Origin of the sequence: Synechococcus sp. OH20 (genome assembly GCF_047502685.1) — a bacterium.
In the GTDB taxonomy this organism is placed as follows: Bacteria; Cyanobacteriota; Cyanobacteriia; order Thermostichales; family Thermostichaceae; genus Thermostichus.
Genome location: NZ_JANSIQ010000003.1, coordinates 60767 through 75989 on the forward strand (window position 1 = coordinate 60767; position 15223 = coordinate 75989).

The window sequence follows — 15223 nt, forward strand, 5'->3', positions numbered from 1 at the left end:
GGTTTCTTCCAAGGCTACGCGCCGCGCCAGCGACCGGTTTGCCCGAGATGACCTCTGAAGTTTCATAAGTTCTCCAAGCGGATATCCAGCCAGACGGACGGGGCCATTATGATGATTCAAACCAGCCGAACCCTCCATGCTTTGAGCAGCAAAGCGAGCGCAAGCGCTGTTGCCTACCAGACCGAGTGCGTTGAATCCCATCAGGATGCCACCGGCGTTCACTACGGCAAATTTGCTCTGGGGCCGCTGGAGCGCGGCCAAGGGATCACCGTGGGCAACGCCCTGCGGCGGGTGTTGCTCTCCAATCTGGAAGGGACGGCAGTAACCGCTGTCCGCATCGCCGGCGTGAGCCACGAGTTCTCCACGGTGCCGGGAGTGCGGGAAGACGTGATGGAGATCCTGCTCAACATGAAGGAGCTGGTGCTGCGCTCCACGGCTCCTGACACGCAGGTGGGCCGTTTGGTGGCGCAAGGGCCGGGGGAAGTTACCGCCGAGAAGCTGCAATTGCCCAGCGAAGTGGAGGTGATCAACCCCCGCCACCACATTGCCACTTTGGCGGAAGGGGCGATTTTGGAAATGGAGTTTATGATTGGCCGGGGACATGGCTACCGCGCCGTCGATTACTCCGACAGCAAATCGACGGCCATCGATTTTCTGCAGATCGACTCCGTCTTCATGCCGGTGCGCAAGGTGAACTACACGGTGGAAGCAGCCCGGGTCGGCCAGTCTCTGGAAAAAGATCGTCTAATATTAGAGATCTGGACCAACGGCAGCCTCACTCCGCAAGAGGCCCTCAGTCAAGCGGCCCGCATTTTGGTGAGCTTGTTCTCGCCCCTGCAGGAGGTCAGCTTCGATGCGCCGGTAGCGCCTCAGCAAACCGAAGATAACCAAAAGAACCAGATCCCCATCGAGGAGCTGCAGCTATCGGTACGGGCCTACAACTGCCTGAAGCGAGCCCAGATCAATACGGTGGCGGATCTGTTGGTCTACACCGAGGAGGATCTGCTGGAGATCAAAAACTTCGGCCAGAAATCTGCCGAAGAGGTGATCCAGGCCCTCAAGAATCGCTTTGGCCTAACGCTGCCCCGCGCCCGCGAAAAGGGCAAGGCCTAGAGCCCCAAGCAACCCTCCAAGGTGCTTGGCGCCGCCGGCGTCACCGCAAAACTCAGTCAGGATCCCCGAAGAGCCCAGGATAGAGGTTACCATGCGTCACCGTCGTCGTACCCCCCACCTCAACAAGCCTGCCGACCAGCGCAAAGCCCTGCTGCGGGCGCTGACCACAGCTCTGCTGCGGGAAGGGCGGATCACCACCACCAAAGCCCGCGCCAAGGCCATTCGCGCCACCACCGAGAAAATGATCACCCTGGCCAAAGAGGGATCTTTGGCGGCGCGGCGGCAGGCCCTGGCCTACGTCTACGACAAGGAGCTGGTGCGCTCTCTGTTTGAGCAAGCGCCGGAGCGCTACCGCGATCGGGCCGGTGGCTACACCCGCATCCTGCGCACCGTGCGTCGGCGGGGGGACGGAGCGGAAATGGCGGTCATCGAGCTGGTGTGAAGGGATCCCATGCAAAGCCGTCGCATTGCCCTGAAAATTCAGTACCTCGGCAGCGGCTTTCGCGGCTGGCAGCGTCAAGCGGGCCACCGCACCGTACAGGGGGTGCTGGAGGAGGCGATTGCGTCGCGGGCCGGGCACCCGGTGGCCCTCTACGGGGCAGGGCGCACCGATACGGGGGTTCATGCCTCAGGCCAGGTGGCCCACTTCGACACCACCTCTGGCATCCCACCCACGGAGTGGGCGCGGGTGCTGAACGACTGTCTGCCGGAAGATGTGGTGGTACTGGCTTCCGCTCAGGTGCCTGACTTCTGGCATGCCCGCTTTTCGGCCCGCTGGCGCCGCTATCGCTACTTGATCCTGAACCGGGAGCTGCCGGATGTGTTCTGGCGCCTCTTTAGCTGGCAGGTGCGTTGGCCTTTGCAGGTGGAGCCGATGGCGGAGGCCCTCCACTCCCTGCTGGGCGAGCACAGCTTGGAAGCGTTCCGGCGGCGCGGATCCGACCGGCCCCACTCGCGGGTGCAGGTGCAGGAGGTGCTCTGCCGGCGGCTGGGGGATCTGGTGAGCATCGAGGTGCAGGCCAGCGGCTTCCTCTACCGGATGATGCGGCTGCTGGTGGGATCCCTGGAGGTGGTGGGCCGCGGCGAGCTCAGCCCGCAACAATTTGTCCACCTCTGGCAGCACAACGACTGGAGCCAGATGCGCACCCGCTACAGCGCCCCTCCGCAAGGGTTGTGTTTGCTGGACGTGGGCTACGCTGCGGATCCTTTTGGGCGGCAGTTTGCCCACCTGTTGCCCTTTTTGGGGCCCCCTGAAGCCCGCCATCTGGCTGTGGGTGTCCCTTCCTTGGTCTGAGCGTTTTCTTGTCCAATCCTGCAGTTCTGTCCTCCTTAGCTGCCATGAACAAAACTCCCCTTCCCACTCCCGAAACTGCGGCGCCCCGCTGGTACCTGGTGGATGCTGCCGACCAGCGGCTGGGGCGCCTGGCCGCGGCCGTGGCCACCCTCTTGCGGGGTAAACACAAGCCCGACTTCACCCCCCATCTGGATACGGGGGACTATGTAATCGTGATCAATGCCGAAAAAGTGGTGGTCACCGGCAAAAAGCGCACCCAAAAGCTTTACCATCGCCACTCTGGCCGCCCTGGCGGCATGAAAGTCGAGACCTTTGCCCAACTGCAAGCTCGCCTGCCGGAGCGGGTGGTGGAAAAGGCGGTCAAGGGGATGTTGCCCCACACCCGTTTGGGCCGGCGGCAATTTACCAAGCTGAAGGTGTACGCCGGCCCCCACCACCCCCACGAGGCCCAGCAGCCGCAGGTGTATCCTGTTCACACGATCCCAGGAGCCAAAGCATGACGCAAGCAGCCAGCAGCCATCGAGCCGTTTATTGGGGAACCGGGCGCCGCAAAACCGCTGTTGCCCGCGTGCGCTTGGTGCCCGGCACCGGCAAGATCCTCATCAACGACAGGCCGGGAGACCAGTATCTGCAGTATCAAGAAGCGCTATTGGCCAACGTAAAAGCGCCGCTGGAGATCCTTGGTTTGGAGAACGCCTACGACATCCTGGTGCGAGCCCATGGGGGCGGCGTCCACGGCCAGGCCGATGCCATCAAGTTGGGGGTGGCACGCGCCCTCTGCGAGGTGGATCCGGCCAATCGCGGCCCCTTGAAGGTAGAGGGCTACCTAAAACGGGATCCGCGCGCCGTGGAACGGAAGAAATACGGCCTGCGCAAGGCTCGCAAGGCTCCCCAGTACTCGAAGCGCTAGGGATCCCCGCCATTGCTTTTTCAAGGTCGATGTTGGTAGACAAGGGTATAGAAACAAGCCCAGAGGAGGAGATTGCCATGCCCAAAAAAGGAATACACCCACAGTGGTATCCCGAAGCCAAAGTCATCTGCAACGGCGAAGTGGTGATGACGGTGGGATCCACCCAGCCGGAGCTGAAGGTCGACGTTTGGTCCGGCAACCATCCCTTTTTCACCGGCAGCCAGAAGATCATCGACAGCGAAGGACGGGTGGAGAAGTTCATGCGCAAGTACGGCATGGGCGGCAGCAAGAAAGCCAAGTAGCCGAGTTTCTGCACCAAGGTTCCCCATTTGGGCCCTGCTTAGACTTCTCGGTGAGGCTAGACCCATGGCTTCTGCTCAACTGATCGAGCAGCTTAAGAACGTCGAGGCCACTTTTCAGGAGCTGACGGTGCGCCTGGCCGATCCTGATGTGGCGACGGATCCGGCGGAGCTGCAGCGGATCGCCAAGGCCCGCTCCTCCCTGGAAGCCACCGTGCAGGCTTTTCACGATTGGCAGAAGCTGACTCGCGACCTGAAGCAGACGGAAGAGCTGCTGCGCGAGGCGGCCTCCGATCCGGAGCTGGAGGCGATGGCCAGGTCGGAACTCGAGCAACTGCGCGCCCGCCAAGAGCAACTGGAGCAACAGCTCACCCTGCTGCTGCTGCCGCGGGATCCCAACGACGAAAAAAACATCATGTTGGAGATCCGCGCCGGCACCGGGGGCGAGGAAGCAGCGCTGTGGGCGGCTGATTTGGCCCGCATGTACACCCGCTACGCCGAGAAGATGGGTTGGTCGGTGCGCCTGGCCAGCCTCTCGGAAGGAGAGATGGGGGGCTACAAAGAGGCCATCCTGGAAATCCGCGGCGACCAGGTCTATAGCAAGCTGAAGTTTGAGGCCGGCGTGCACCGGGTGCAGCGGGTGCCCGTGACAGAGGCGCAGGGGCGCGTCCACACCTCGACGGCCACGGTGGCGGTGATGCCGGAGGTGGACGAGGTGGAGGTGGTGATCGACCCCAAGGACATCGAGATCAAGACGGCGCGCTCCGGCGGGGCGGGCGGCCAAAACGTGAACAAGGTGGAGACGGCGGTGGATCTCCTCCACAAGCCCACCGGCATCCGCGTCTTCTGCACCGAGGAGCGATCCCAGTTGCAAAACCGGCAGCGGGCGATGCAGATTTTGCGGGCCAAGCTCTACGAGATGAAGCTGCAGGAGCAACAGGCCTCCATCAGCTCCGCCCGTCGCATGCAGGTGGGAACGGGATCCCGCTCGGAAAAAATTCGCACCTACAACTACAAGGACAACCGCGTCACCGACCACCGCCTCAACCAGAATTTTCTGCTCGAGCCGATTTTGGAAGGGGAGCTGGACGAGTTAATCCAAGCTTGTATTGGCCTATACCAAAAAGAGCTGCTGGCGGAGCTATCCTAAGTGGGGCTGGGATCCCTTCCTGCTGCCGACCTGGCGGTAGAATAAATACCCATGTCGAGTGACCCGAGGAATCCTCCCCATGCTGGCCGAGTACCGCCAACATGTTGCTGCCCGCGCGGATCAAGGGATCCCGCCGCTGCCCTTGAGCGCTGCCCAGACTAGCCAGGTGTGCGAGCTGCTCAAGGATCCCCCTGCCGGCGAGGAAGCTTTTTTGTTGCATCTGCTCGCAGAGCGGGTGCCGCCGGGAGTGGATGAGGCGGCCTATGTGAAGGCGGGCTTTTTGGCAGCTGTGGCCAAGGAAGAAGCGCGCTCACCTCTGATTACCCCCCTGCGGGCGGTGGAGCTCTTGGGGACGATGCTGGGGGGCTATAACGTCCAGGTGCTGCTGGAGCTGCTGCAAGATGAACGACCGGAGATTGCCGCCGCGGCGGCCCGCGCCCTCAGCCACACGCTGCTGGTTTTCGATGCCTTCCACGACGTGCTGGAACTCAGCCAGGCCGGCAACGCCCGCGCTCGACAGGTGCTGCAGTCCTGGGCTGAAGGAGAGTGGTTCACTACCAGGCCGCCCCTGGCCGAGGCCATCACCGTAACGGTGTTCAAAATTGCTGGCGAGATCAACACCGACGACCTTTCCCCCGCCGCCCACGCCACCACCCGCCCAGACATCCCCCTGCACGCCCAGAGCATGCTGGAGTCGCGCGCACCGGGATCCCTGGCTGCTATTGCCGAGCTGAAGCGCCGCGGCTATCCGGTGGCCTTTGTGGGGGATGTGGTGGGCACGGGATCCTCCCGCAAGTCCGCCCTCAACTCCCTGCTCTGGCACATTGGCCACGACATTCCCTATGTGCCCAACAAGCGGGCCGGCGGGGTGATTCTGGGGGGCACGATCGCGCCTATTTTCTTCAACACCGCCGAAGATGCCGGCGCCCTGCCCATCCAGTGCGAGGTCTCGCGGCTGGAGACGGGCATGGTGGTCACCATCTATCCCTACGAAGGCGTCATCCGCTCTGAGGATGGCCAAGTCCTCTCCACCTTTTCCCTGCGGCCTGTGACCCTGCCGGACGAGGTGCGGGCGGGGGGCCGCATCCCCCTCTTGATTGGCCGGGCCCTCACCGACAAAACCCGCCAGGCCCTGGGGCTGGATCCCTCTCCCCTATTTATCCGTCCCACCCCGCCCGCCGACACCGGCAAAGGCTATACCCTGGCCCAGAAAATTGTCGGCAAAGCCTGTGGGCTGCCGGGGGTGCGCCCGGGCACCAGTTGTGAGCCGCTGATCACCACGGTGGGATCCCAGGACACCACCGGGCCCATGACCCGCGACGAGCTGAAGGAGCTGGCCTGCCTGGGCTTCAGCGCCGACCTGGTGCTGCAGAGCTTCTGCCACACCGCCGCCTATCCCAAGCCGGTGGACATCCAGATCCATAAAGAGCTGCCCGACTTTTTTGCCTCGCGGGGGGGCGTTGTCCTGCGGCCCGGCGACGGCATCATCCACTCCTGGCTCAACCGCATGCTGCTGCCGGATACCGTCGGCACCGGGGGCGACTCCCACACCCGCTTCCCCCTGGGCATCTCCTTCCCGGCGGGATCGGGGCTGGTGGCCTTTGCCGCCGCCATGGGGGTGATGCCCCTCAATATGCCGGAGTCGGTGCTGGTGCGCTTCCGGGGGGAATTGCAACCCGGGATCACCCTGCGGGACATCGTCCACGCCATCCCCTACGTGGCCATCCAGCGGGGGCTGCTCACCGTCGAGAAGCAGGGCAAGAAAAACGTCTTTGCCGGGCGAATTATGGAGATCGAGGGCCTGCCCCATCTCAAGGTGGAGCAAGCCTTCGAGTTTACCGACGCCTCGGCAGAGCGCAACTGCGCCGGCTGCACCATCAAGCTCAGCGTCGAGACGGTCGCCGAGTACCTGCGCTCCAACGTGGTGCTGCTGAAAAACATGATCGCCCGCGGCTATCAGGATGCGAGAACTCTGCTGCGGCGCATCGCCAAGATGGAAGCCTGGCTGGCCAACCCCACCCTGATGGAGGCGGATCCCGACGCCGAATACGCTGCCGTGATCGAGATTGATCTCAGCAGCATCACCGAGCCGATCGTCTGTGCCCCCAACGATCCCGACAAGGTGATGACTCTAAGCGAAGTCCACGCCCAGCACGCGGCAGGCAACCCCGACACACCCATCCAAATTGACGAGGTGTTCATCGGCTCCTGCATGACCAACATCGGCCACTACCGGGCTGCCGCCAAGATCTTGGAAGGGCAAGGTCGGGCCAAGGTACGCCAATTTTGGATCTGCCCACCCACCCGCATGGACGAGGCGCAACTGCGCGCCGAAGGGGTGTACGGCACCTTTGCCGCTGTCGGCGCGAGGACGGAAATGCCGGGCTGCAGCTTGTGCATGGGCAACCAGGCCCGCGTGGCAGATGGGGCCACCGTCATGTCCACCTCCACCCGCAACTTCAACAACCGCATGGGCAAGGACGCGCGGGTCTATCTGGGATCCGCCGAGCTGGCGGCTGCCTGCGCCCTCCTGGGGCGGATCCCTACCCCTGAGGAATACCGGGAGATCGTGGCCACCAAGATCCAGCCCTTTGCCGGCGAGCTGTACCGCTACCTCAACTTCCACGAGATCCCCGGCTTTGAGGACGAAGGGCGGATCATCCCCCGCGAGCAAATGCCCAAGCTGGAGGAAGTCCTCGGGATCCGTTCCTAAAGGGGCCACCCTGATACCATGGCAGCATGGTTTGCTAGCCTTGGAGAAATCCTGATGGCCCTGTCCAGAAAACTCACCCGCCAGATCCACCGCGCCCTCGCTCCCATCCTGGCCCTGCCCTTGGTGGTGACGGTGGTGACGGGATCCCTCTACCAAATTGCCCGCCTCAACGACAACTTGGACTACTACTGGCTAATCCAAATCCACAAAGGGCAGTGGGGGCCGCTGGATCTGCAGGCCATCTACCCCTTCTTAAACGGCCTGGGGCTGTTGGTGATGGTGGCTACCGGCCTGAGTTTGTGGTTGCAAACGAGATCCCATCGTCCGCCCCAGCGCAGCGATTCCTGAGAGCTTTCTCCTGATTCTTGGGTGAGAAAATACCCCAACCGATTTCCAGAAAACTCGACCTCTGGAGCCAGCCAGAAAGCTTATTTTAATGTACAGAGGCTAGGCTAAAGCCTTGTGAGTAAAGCTTAAAGAGAAGCTAACCAAAAGTTAACCAAAATCTATCAGGAGGTGGATAGATATGGCTCTGGTTCGCTGGGATCCCTTCCGGGAAATTGACGAAATTCAACGGGAAATGAACCGGATGTTCGACCGGCTGATGACCCGTCCCGCCGAGACCGATGCCTTTGCCTTCGTGCCGGCGGTGGAAATGCACGACGATCCAGAGACCATTACCCTCAAGCTGGAGCTGCCCGGCTTGAACCCCAACGATCTGGACATCCAAGCGACGGCGGAAGCGGTCTCCATCAGCGGTGAGCGGCGCTTTGAAAAACGCTCCGAAGACAAAGGCGTAACCCGCACCGAGTTCCGCTACGGGCGCTTCCAACGGGTGATCCCGCTGCCCAACCGGATCAAGCACGATCAGGTGAAAGCGGAATACAAAGATGGCATCCTCACCCTCACCCTGCCCAAAGCGGACTCTGAAAAAGCCCAAGTGGTCAAAGTGAACGTTGTCTCCTAATTGCCTGAGACAAGCGCCACTTTCGGCTTAAGCAAAATCCAGATCCCAGAGGGTAGGCCATGAGCCTACCTTTTTTGCTTTTTGGCTTGTCCATCCTCAACTCCCCTCTCCCTGAGGGAGAGGGGCTGGGGGTGGTCGCGTGAGCGGCGCGGAGCGCTTGGGCTGGGAGAGGGGCCGGGGGTGGTGGCGCGGAGCGCTATCCCTACCTCCCCTCTCCCCTTGGGAGAGGGGCCGGGGGTGAGGGAATACTCCCTCCCAGGGATCCGATTTGACCTCTGCCCCTGGGGTTGGATAAGGTTGAGGGCGAAGTGGCTGGGGAGCGAGAGCATGGCCAGCGTGACCTACGAACACGTTACCAAGCGCTACGGCGACACCACGGCCGTCCACGACCTGAACATCGCCATCGAAGATGGGGAATTTCTCGTCTTCGTCGGCCCCTCCGGCTGTGGCAAGACCACCTCCTTGCGCATGCTGGCCGGCCTGGAAGAGGTGAGCGCCGGCTCCATCTACATCGGCGACCGAGTGGTCAACGATGTCCCCCCCAAGGATCGGGATATCGCCATGGTCTTCCAGTCCTACGCCCTCTACCCCCACATGACTGTGGCCGAGAACATGGCCTTTGGCCTCAAGCTGCGTGGCCTGCCTAGGGCGGAGATCGAAAGCCGAGTTCGGGGGGTGGCCAAGCGGCTGGGGATCGAACACCTGCTCCACCGCAAGCCCAAGGAACTTTCCGGTGGACAGCGGCAGCGGGTCGCCGTCGGGCGGGCCATTGTGCGCAACCCGGCGGTGTTTTTGATGGATGAGCCCCTCTCCAACCTCGACGCCAAGCTGCGGGTGCAGGCGCGGGCCGAGATCAGCAAGTTGCACATGCAACTGGGCACCACCTTCATCTACGTCACCCACGACCAGGTGGAAGCCATGACCATGGGCAACCGCATCGCCGTCATGAAGGATGGCCGCCTGCAGCAGGTGGACACCCCCCAGGCCCTCTACACCCGCCCCGCCAACCTGTTTGTGGCCGGCTTCATCGGCAGCCCTTCCATGAACTTCTTCTCAGCCAAGCTGCGGGAGCAAGAGGGCACCCTCTGGGTCGATAGCGGCGCCTTCCGCGTGCCCATCCCCCCTCACCAGGCGGATCCCTATCGGCCCCGCGCCGGCCAGCCGGTCATCTTCGGCATCCGCCCGGAAAACATCCACGATCCCCAGTACCAACCCCCAGGGATCCAACCCGCCCGCGTGCGCGCCAAAGTCTCGGTCGCCGAGCTGATGGGCCACGAGGTCATCCTCCACCTCAGCACCACCGACGCCGAAGGGATCCTCCCCGAGCAGGAGTTTGTGGCCCGCGTGGATCCCCGTACCCAGCTTCGCGTCAACCAATGGGCAGAAGTGGTCTTTGACATGGATCGCTTCCACCTCTTTGACCCGCAAACCGAGGAGCGGCTGGGATAACGCTGAAAAGCCCCCGGAAAGCTAGGGGGCTTGGAAAAGCTGCTAACTGCAGTCGCCCTTACCGTAGGGGTGAGTTTAGGAGAATCACCAGGCGCTCTTCCAAAAACTTCAGGTTGGCCAACACTTGGCTAAACGCTTCTTCCTGCGTCCAGTCCATAATCTCCATGGTTTTGTGAACCAGCGATTGCACCGGCACCGGCAAGGGGCCGAAGACATCCACCAGCCAGCGCACCGAGAAAGGATCGATGGTAATGTTCCCCTCAGCGCCCGGCCAGCCGTTGATGTTGACAGGCCCGTTGTCGCGAATGGCGTTGAGGAACGCCTGCTTGGCATCCAACCTCACCAAAAGCGGGTGGGCTTGTACAGTGCCATTCCACCATTCGTCGTTCGTAAACGGCTCAGGCTTGGGAATGCCGGGGTGCCCACACCAAAAGTCGATCAGGCGGGTCATGTTGGGGAAAACCAGCTCGATGAAGTGAAGCTTTTGCTCCTCGCTTAACTTATTGATTTGCCGCATCGTGTAGGGCACCGGCTTGGTCAAAACCCTCTCCACCTTCCACTGCTGCCAGTTCACCATGCTAATAAACTCAAGGCCGGCCTGCCTTAACATCTCAAACACCTGCGGCACCGTAAAGCCCTTGTCGCTGCGCAGCAGGAAATTGGCCAGAATTCCCCCTGTGGTTTTGATGGCATCGCCGTTCCAGTGGCTCTTCACAAAGCTGGCGTCGGTGAGAGCTTCCATCACCTCCCGCAGCAGCGGTACAGCTTTGGCCGCTGGCTCATCCATCACCCCCAGCAGCTCCATCGCATCCTGCATGTTGAAGATAAACTGCCGCTGATAAAGGCTGTGCACATTGCTGCGAATGATCCCGTCGGGCTTGAGCACCTGCCGCATGCCTTTCAAACCGGCCACCGGATCCTCCAGCAGGTAGAGAACGTCGTTGCAGGCGATAAAATCAAACTCCTCCCCCAGCGCCGTCATGTCGGTAATGTCCATAACATGAAAGCTGGCGTTCTCGATCTTGTGGAACTTGAAGCGCTGCTCCGCCAGCTTGACGGATTCAGGTGAAATATCCACTCCCACATAGCGAGCGCCAGGGTTGGCGGTTGCCAAAACCAAGGTTTCCCAACCGGAGCCACAGCCGGCATTGAGCATCACCTTGCCTTCTGGCAGTACCACCTTGCGATCCCGCAGGTACCTGGCTGTTGTGAGGCTGTTGGCAAACAAGGCCAGGTTGTCGGTAACCGTCTGCTCAATCGGCACGTTCGGGTATGGAAACTCGTCAAACTGCGCCTGTACGGGGTTGGACACAGTTGTCTCTGCCATGGTGGTCTCCCTATTTTTTTTAGGTATCCCAACACTCTTAGCACGCACTCTATCGTACTGCACAGCCGGCAACCTATTGGCCTCTCCGGCGTTCCCCTGGCCTTGAAGCTGGTCATCTTTGCTGGTAACTTTTTGATGGCGCTGCCTTAGTGTTGGCTTGCCGTCCTCATTGAGGCAGGAACTTATTTTTTTCTGTCAAGGTTTTTTTCTATGGGCTCACGCAGGCGCCTGCTGCTGTTGGCGGTAGCTTTTCTCTTTGGGATCCTGGCAGCCTGCGGCCTGGCCACGGGGCCTGGCTTGATCAGCCGGCCAGAGACGGCCTCCTCCACCCCTGCCGCCTACTACGACGGCAACCCCCAATCGGTGACCATTCGCGATGCCGCCATTGCCTTTGCCATCGCCAGCGGGATCACCCAGCCCAGCCAGATTGTTAGCTTTGTCAACAACGTTTTGCGGGTGCAGCCTCCCATAACTTTGGCTGAGGTGACCACGGCCAACCCCAACCCGGTTGCCATCTCCGATTTCGATGGCGACGGCAGGGGGGGAACGATTCAGGACGCGGCCATTTTGTTTGCCATTGCCACTCTGCAAACCCGCGACGCCAACCGCATCAACACCTTTGTCAACAATGTGCTGCGGCTGCAGCCTCCCCTTAACCTGACGCCCGAACAGGCAGCCAGGTTGCCGGGGCCGGGGTTTGTCCCGCCGACGGCCTCGCCCACTCCTTCTGCCTCTCCAACGGCCTCGCCCTCGCCTACTCCCCCTGCCGGCGGCTTCAACATCGAGGTTGAATTTATCGACGATAGCCTCAGCCCTTCCCAGCGCGATATTGTTCTGCAAGCGGCCCGGCGCTGGGAGCAGATCATCACCGGCGATCTGCCCGATGTTGCCGTAACGCTGCAGGCCGGTCTATGCCTAGCTGGTTTCCCGCCAACAGCGCTGGTCGATCGCCGGGTGGACGACATCTTGGTGCAGGTGACCGGCGCCCGGCTTCTCTCTGGCCCTAGCGCTCCGGGGGGGGCCATTGGCCAAGGTGGCCCCTGTGGCTCTCCCCGGCCCGGGATCGGCATTTTCCCCTATGGCAGAGTAGGGCTAGACCCTGCCGATCTGGCCAGGCTAGAAGCTGAGGGGCGTCTATTCCACGTGGTTCTGCACGAGTTGGGCCATGTGCTCGGCTTTGGCACCATACGCAACTGGGATTCCCTTCTCCTCAACCGTGGCACCAGTAACCCGCGCTTTGCGGGCCGTCAGGCTGTGGCTCAGTACAACAGCCTCGGCGGACTTGGCAATGTGCCGGTGGAGCTGCAGGTAGAAGCTCACTGGCGGGAGACGTTGGGCCTTGAGCTGATGACGCCTATCCTGCCCCCTCCGCCCCTGCGCCCCGTTCTTAGCCGCATTACGGCAGCGGCCATGCAGGATCTGGGGTTTACTGGCATCAATCTTGCGGCGGCGGATCCCTATGAGCTGCCCCCAGAAGGCCGCCGCCTGCCGCCGACAGGAGAATGGCTCTTCTTGGGCGACGACGCCATCTTTGGGCCCATTGGCGGCGAGACGCGGCTGTTGCCCTAGGACAACACCTAAACTGTGGATGGCCCTGCTGGCTGTTGCCCGGCAGGGCCACTTTGGTATAGAAAAAGGCCCCCAGCGGAGGCCAAAAGAGAGAAGAGATGGGAGAGGTTAGGGGCAAGTGCAGAGGGTTACGAAATTGTTGCCTGGAGGAAAGTTGGTGAAGGTGTTGCTAATATTGGTTGCAGTTCCTGCGGCTTCACAGATACCGATGCTATTGGTTGGTACCCCAGTATTCGTGAAGGTGTTACCTTGCACAGTTACAGTGCCAGTAGCCTTAACACAAACCCCAATTGCTGTCGCCGTTCCTTCTCTTACTTGAATTGACGATCCTCCCTCCACTTTTCCAGAAGCAATGGGGCCTGATAGGAGAATAGAGAAAACATTCCCTCCAGTGGCTGTAATCGCGCTCAAGCTTGCGGTGCTGCCACTCACCTCCACAGAGCCGGAAGTCGTTTTCCCGTAAATACCTACAACGCCCTGAGCATTCCCTGATCCTGCAGCCACAACAGAGCTACCGTTTATTACCTTGAGAGTGCCAATGCCCTCATGCAAAATACCGGTAACGAAGTCCTTGTTGCTTGGAATAGAAATATCTACGTTGTCGAGAATGACAGTGCCCCCGACGGTGTTTGGCACGCGAACACATTTGTCGCCTTGTCCAACTGAAGTGCCAGTACTATCGGTAATACCCGTACAGTTAATGTTGATGTCTTTCAGAGGAGTACCCGCGGCGTTAAGGGTGATGGCGGCTGCGGCGGTGGTATTAGTAGCAGGATCCCCACTGGTAATCTGGATCCCCTGGAGCTTATAGCCCTTGTTGAGGGTTAAAGTTTGGTTATTCAAATTGAGAATAAAGTTAACGCCACTGTCAGGAACCACTGTGACGGATCCACTTGCCAAAGCAAGACTGGTAACGTTAGCCGCGGGTGTCTCTGTTCCGTCGTCCAAGATCGTCACAATCACATTTGTCCCACCACCAAGGCTGGCTGCCGTTTGAACTGCGGTGGAGGTCAGGGCCTTCTCCACGGTCTTAAATGGCTGAGCGGGTGAAGTACCAAGGTTAGTAGTATCATTGCCAAGCGTTGGGTGTATGTAGAACTGGGCAGCCGGGGTCGGCGTGGGCGTCGGCGTCGGTGTGGGCGTCGGCGTCGGTGTGGGCGTCGGCGTCGGTGTGGGCGTCGGCGTCGGTGTGGGCGTCGGCGTCGGCGTCGGGGTCGGGCTAGGTGTTGGAGTAGGCTTGAAGAAGCTATCGAGCTGGGTTTGGGTGACGTTGATGCCCGGGATCTTCAGCGTGTTGGAGACAAACTGGTTGATTTTGGCGGCATCCGTCCCTACAGTAACTGCCGCAAACAGCATCGCCGCGTCGTTGCAGTTCACCACGCCGTCGCCCGTGAAGTCGGAAATGGCCGGCTTGAGCGGGTCGCCCAGCCCCGTAACATCAGCAGGGGTGATCGGCGGCTGAAGCTTCAGGGTATTGTTGACAAAATTCACAATCTTGGTGGAGTCGCCCGTGTTGAGGGTGCAGGCAGCAAAGAGCACCGCTGCATCCTTGATGGTGACAGAGGTCTTCACCCCGTCGTAGTAGAAGGCGATGCTACTGGGCGGCGACGCAGGTGTCTCCGGAACTTGAGCAGAGAGGGTTGGCAGAACTTGGGTAACGCTGGGTGCCTCGGAAAAGGAACAGGCTACTGCTCCCCCCACCAGGGAGGAGGTTAGCAGCAGCGAAAGCAGCGAAGAGCGCAGGTTGGTTTTGGGATCCCGAACAGTCATACTTAGCCTCCGTTGGTTAAGACTCAAAGGGGCTGAAGTCTTGGGCAGAGGCCATCTGGCTCACTGCAGGGAAACTGGCTTAAGGAAATCCTACCCAAGTTCGCGCATAAAAATAACGTTGGGGCGGAAAAAGACCACCTGCCCGTAAAGGAAAAAAGAAGGGCAACCCAATGCCCTCCCGAGACTTCTGTGGCAGCCAACCTCAAGCTAGTTTACCGAGATGCCCGGCCCGAAGTTGAAGTAGGTGGTGCTGCCGGGATTGGTGGTGTTGTCGAAGGTGCTCAGCGTCGTGCCGCCCACCGTGATTGCCGACGGCGAGGCAATGGCCGGCGTCACCCGGATCTGGCCACCGAAGGGGATGGTAAAGGGCCCGGAGAAGGTGGCCACGTTGCCGGATACCGACGTGGAGGTGGCGATGATTGTGCCATCAGCCTGGCGAATGGTGACCGTCGCGCCGGCAGGCAGCCCCGGAATGGTGAGCTGCGGGCCCGCAGGGGTAGGTGTCGGCGTGGGTGTAGGGGTTGGGGTTGGTGTGGGCGTTGCGGTTGGCGTCGGTGTGGGGGTTGGCGTCGGTGTGGGCGTGCCCGACGCTGAGGGGGATTGCCTCGGTGTGGTTGTTCGCGTCATAGATGTCTCTGAAGCTGAGCGGCGGGGGCAGGAGT

16 protein-coding genes are annotated in these 15223 nt (G+C 61.1%); 12 read left to right on the plus strand and 4 right to left on the minus strand.

The genetic code is table 11. The features are described from left to right. The first annotated feature begins 108 nt into the window (after positions 1-108). The 11 genes from NW826_RS00765 (at position 109) to NW826_RS00815 (ending at position 9895) form a co-directional block, all read left to right on the plus strand. Entirely contained in the window at positions 109-1113 is a 1005-nt protein-coding gene (locus NW826_RS00765; RefSeq protein ID WP_414334837.1) for a DNA-directed RNA polymerase subunit alpha, read from the plus strand. A 91-nt stretch (positions 1114-1204) separates the two neighbouring features. After that, positions 1205-1555 (plus strand): 50S ribosomal protein L17, encoded by a 351-nt coding sequence (gene rplQ / locus NW826_RS00770; RefSeq protein ID WP_414334838.1) that lies wholly within the window; start codon positions 1205-1207, stop codon positions 1553-1555. 9 nt (positions 1556-1564) lie between these two features. Then, positions 1565-2407, plus strand: coding sequence for a tRNA pseudouridine(38-40) synthase TruA (gene truA / locus NW826_RS00775; RefSeq protein WP_414334839.1), 843 nt, complete (start codon positions 1565-1567; stop codon positions 2405-2407). Positions 2408-2451: 44 nt separating this feature from the next. Next, positions 2452-2907 (plus strand): 50S ribosomal protein L13, encoded by a 456-nt coding sequence (rplM, locus tag NW826_RS00780; protein ID WP_414334840.1) that lies wholly within the window; start codon positions 2452-2454, stop codon positions 2905-2907. Then, positions 2904-3317, plus strand: a complete 414-nt coding sequence (gene rpsI, locus NW826_RS00785) for a 30S ribosomal protein S9 (RefSeq protein WP_414334841.1) — start codon at positions 2904-2906, stop codon at positions 3315-3317. The genes rplM and rpsI overlap by 4 nt, the downstream gene beginning before the upstream one ends. 77 nt (positions 3318-3394) lie before the next feature. Beyond that, a complete protein-coding gene (rpmE, locus tag NW826_RS00790) occupies positions 3395-3619 on the plus strand; it encodes a 50S ribosomal protein L31 (protein WP_414334842.1) in 225 nt (74 codons plus the stop codon). Positions 3620-3683: 64 nt separating this feature from the next. Further along, positions 3684-4766 carry a peptide chain release factor 1 gene (gene prfA / locus NW826_RS00795; protein ID WP_414334843.1) on the plus strand — a complete coding sequence of 361 codons (1083 nt, stop codon included), beginning with the start codon at positions 3684-3686 and terminating at the stop codon, positions 4764-4766. Positions 4767-4845: 79 nt separating this feature from the next. Beyond that, entirely contained in the window at positions 4846-7479 is a 2634-nt protein-coding gene (gene acnB / locus NW826_RS00800) for a bifunctional aconitate hydratase 2/2-methylisocitrate dehydratase (protein ID WP_414368898.1), read from the plus strand. A 54-nt stretch (positions 7480-7533) separates the two neighbouring features. Further along, positions 7534-7827, plus strand: a complete 294-nt coding sequence (locus tag NW826_RS00805; RefSeq protein WP_414334845.1) for a PepSY domain-containing protein — start codon at positions 7534-7536, stop codon at positions 7825-7827. A 178-nt stretch (positions 7828-8005) separates the two neighbouring features. Then, positions 8006-8446 carry an Hsp20/alpha crystallin family protein gene (locus NW826_RS00810; protein ID WP_414334846.1) on the plus strand — a complete coding sequence of 147 codons (441 nt, stop codon included), beginning with the start codon at positions 8006-8008 and terminating at the stop codon, positions 8444-8446. Positions 8447-8773: 327 nt separating this feature from the next. Beyond that, the gene (locus NW826_RS00815; protein WP_414509191.1) at positions 8774-9895 is read left to right on the plus strand and encodes an ABC transporter ATP-binding protein; all 1122 of its coding nucleotides are present in this window, start codon (positions 8774-8776) and stop codon (positions 9893-9895) included. 58 nt (positions 9896-9953) lie between these two features. Here NW826_RS00815 and NW826_RS00820 read toward each other — a convergent pair whose 3' ends face one another. After that, positions 9954-11222 carry a class I SAM-dependent methyltransferase gene (locus NW826_RS00820; RefSeq protein ID WP_414509192.1) on the minus strand — a complete coding sequence of 423 codons (1269 nt, stop codon included), beginning with the start codon at positions 11220-11222 and terminating at the stop codon, positions 9954-9956. A gap of 210 nt (positions 11223-11432) precedes the next feature. Between NW826_RS00820 and NW826_RS00825 the strand changes: the two genes are divergently transcribed. Beyond that, the gene (locus tag NW826_RS00825) at positions 11433-12791 is read left to right on the plus strand and encodes a peptidase M8 (RefSeq protein ID WP_414509193.1); all 1359 of its coding nucleotides are present in this window, start codon (positions 11433-11435) and stop codon (positions 12789-12791) included. Positions 12792-12899: 108 nt separating this feature from the next. Here NW826_RS00825 and NW826_RS00830 read toward each other — a convergent pair whose 3' ends face one another. The 3 genes from NW826_RS00830 to NW826_RS00840 form a co-directional block, all read right to left on the minus strand. Next, on the minus strand, positions 12900-14561 hold the full coding sequence (locus NW826_RS00830; RefSeq protein ID WP_414509194.1) for a hypothetical protein: 1662 nt from the start codon (positions 14559-14561) through the stop codon (positions 12900-12902). 207 nt (positions 14562-14768) lie between these two features. After that, positions 14769-14948 carry a hypothetical protein gene (locus NW826_RS00835; protein WP_414509195.1) on the minus strand — a complete coding sequence of 60 codons (180 nt, stop codon included), beginning with the start codon at positions 14946-14948 and terminating at the stop codon, positions 14769-14771. Between the two features lie 40 nt (positions 14949-14988). Next, the coding region (locus NW826_RS00840; protein ID WP_414509196.1) for a hypothetical protein at positions 14989-15223 on the minus strand (235 nt) is incomplete at its 5' end.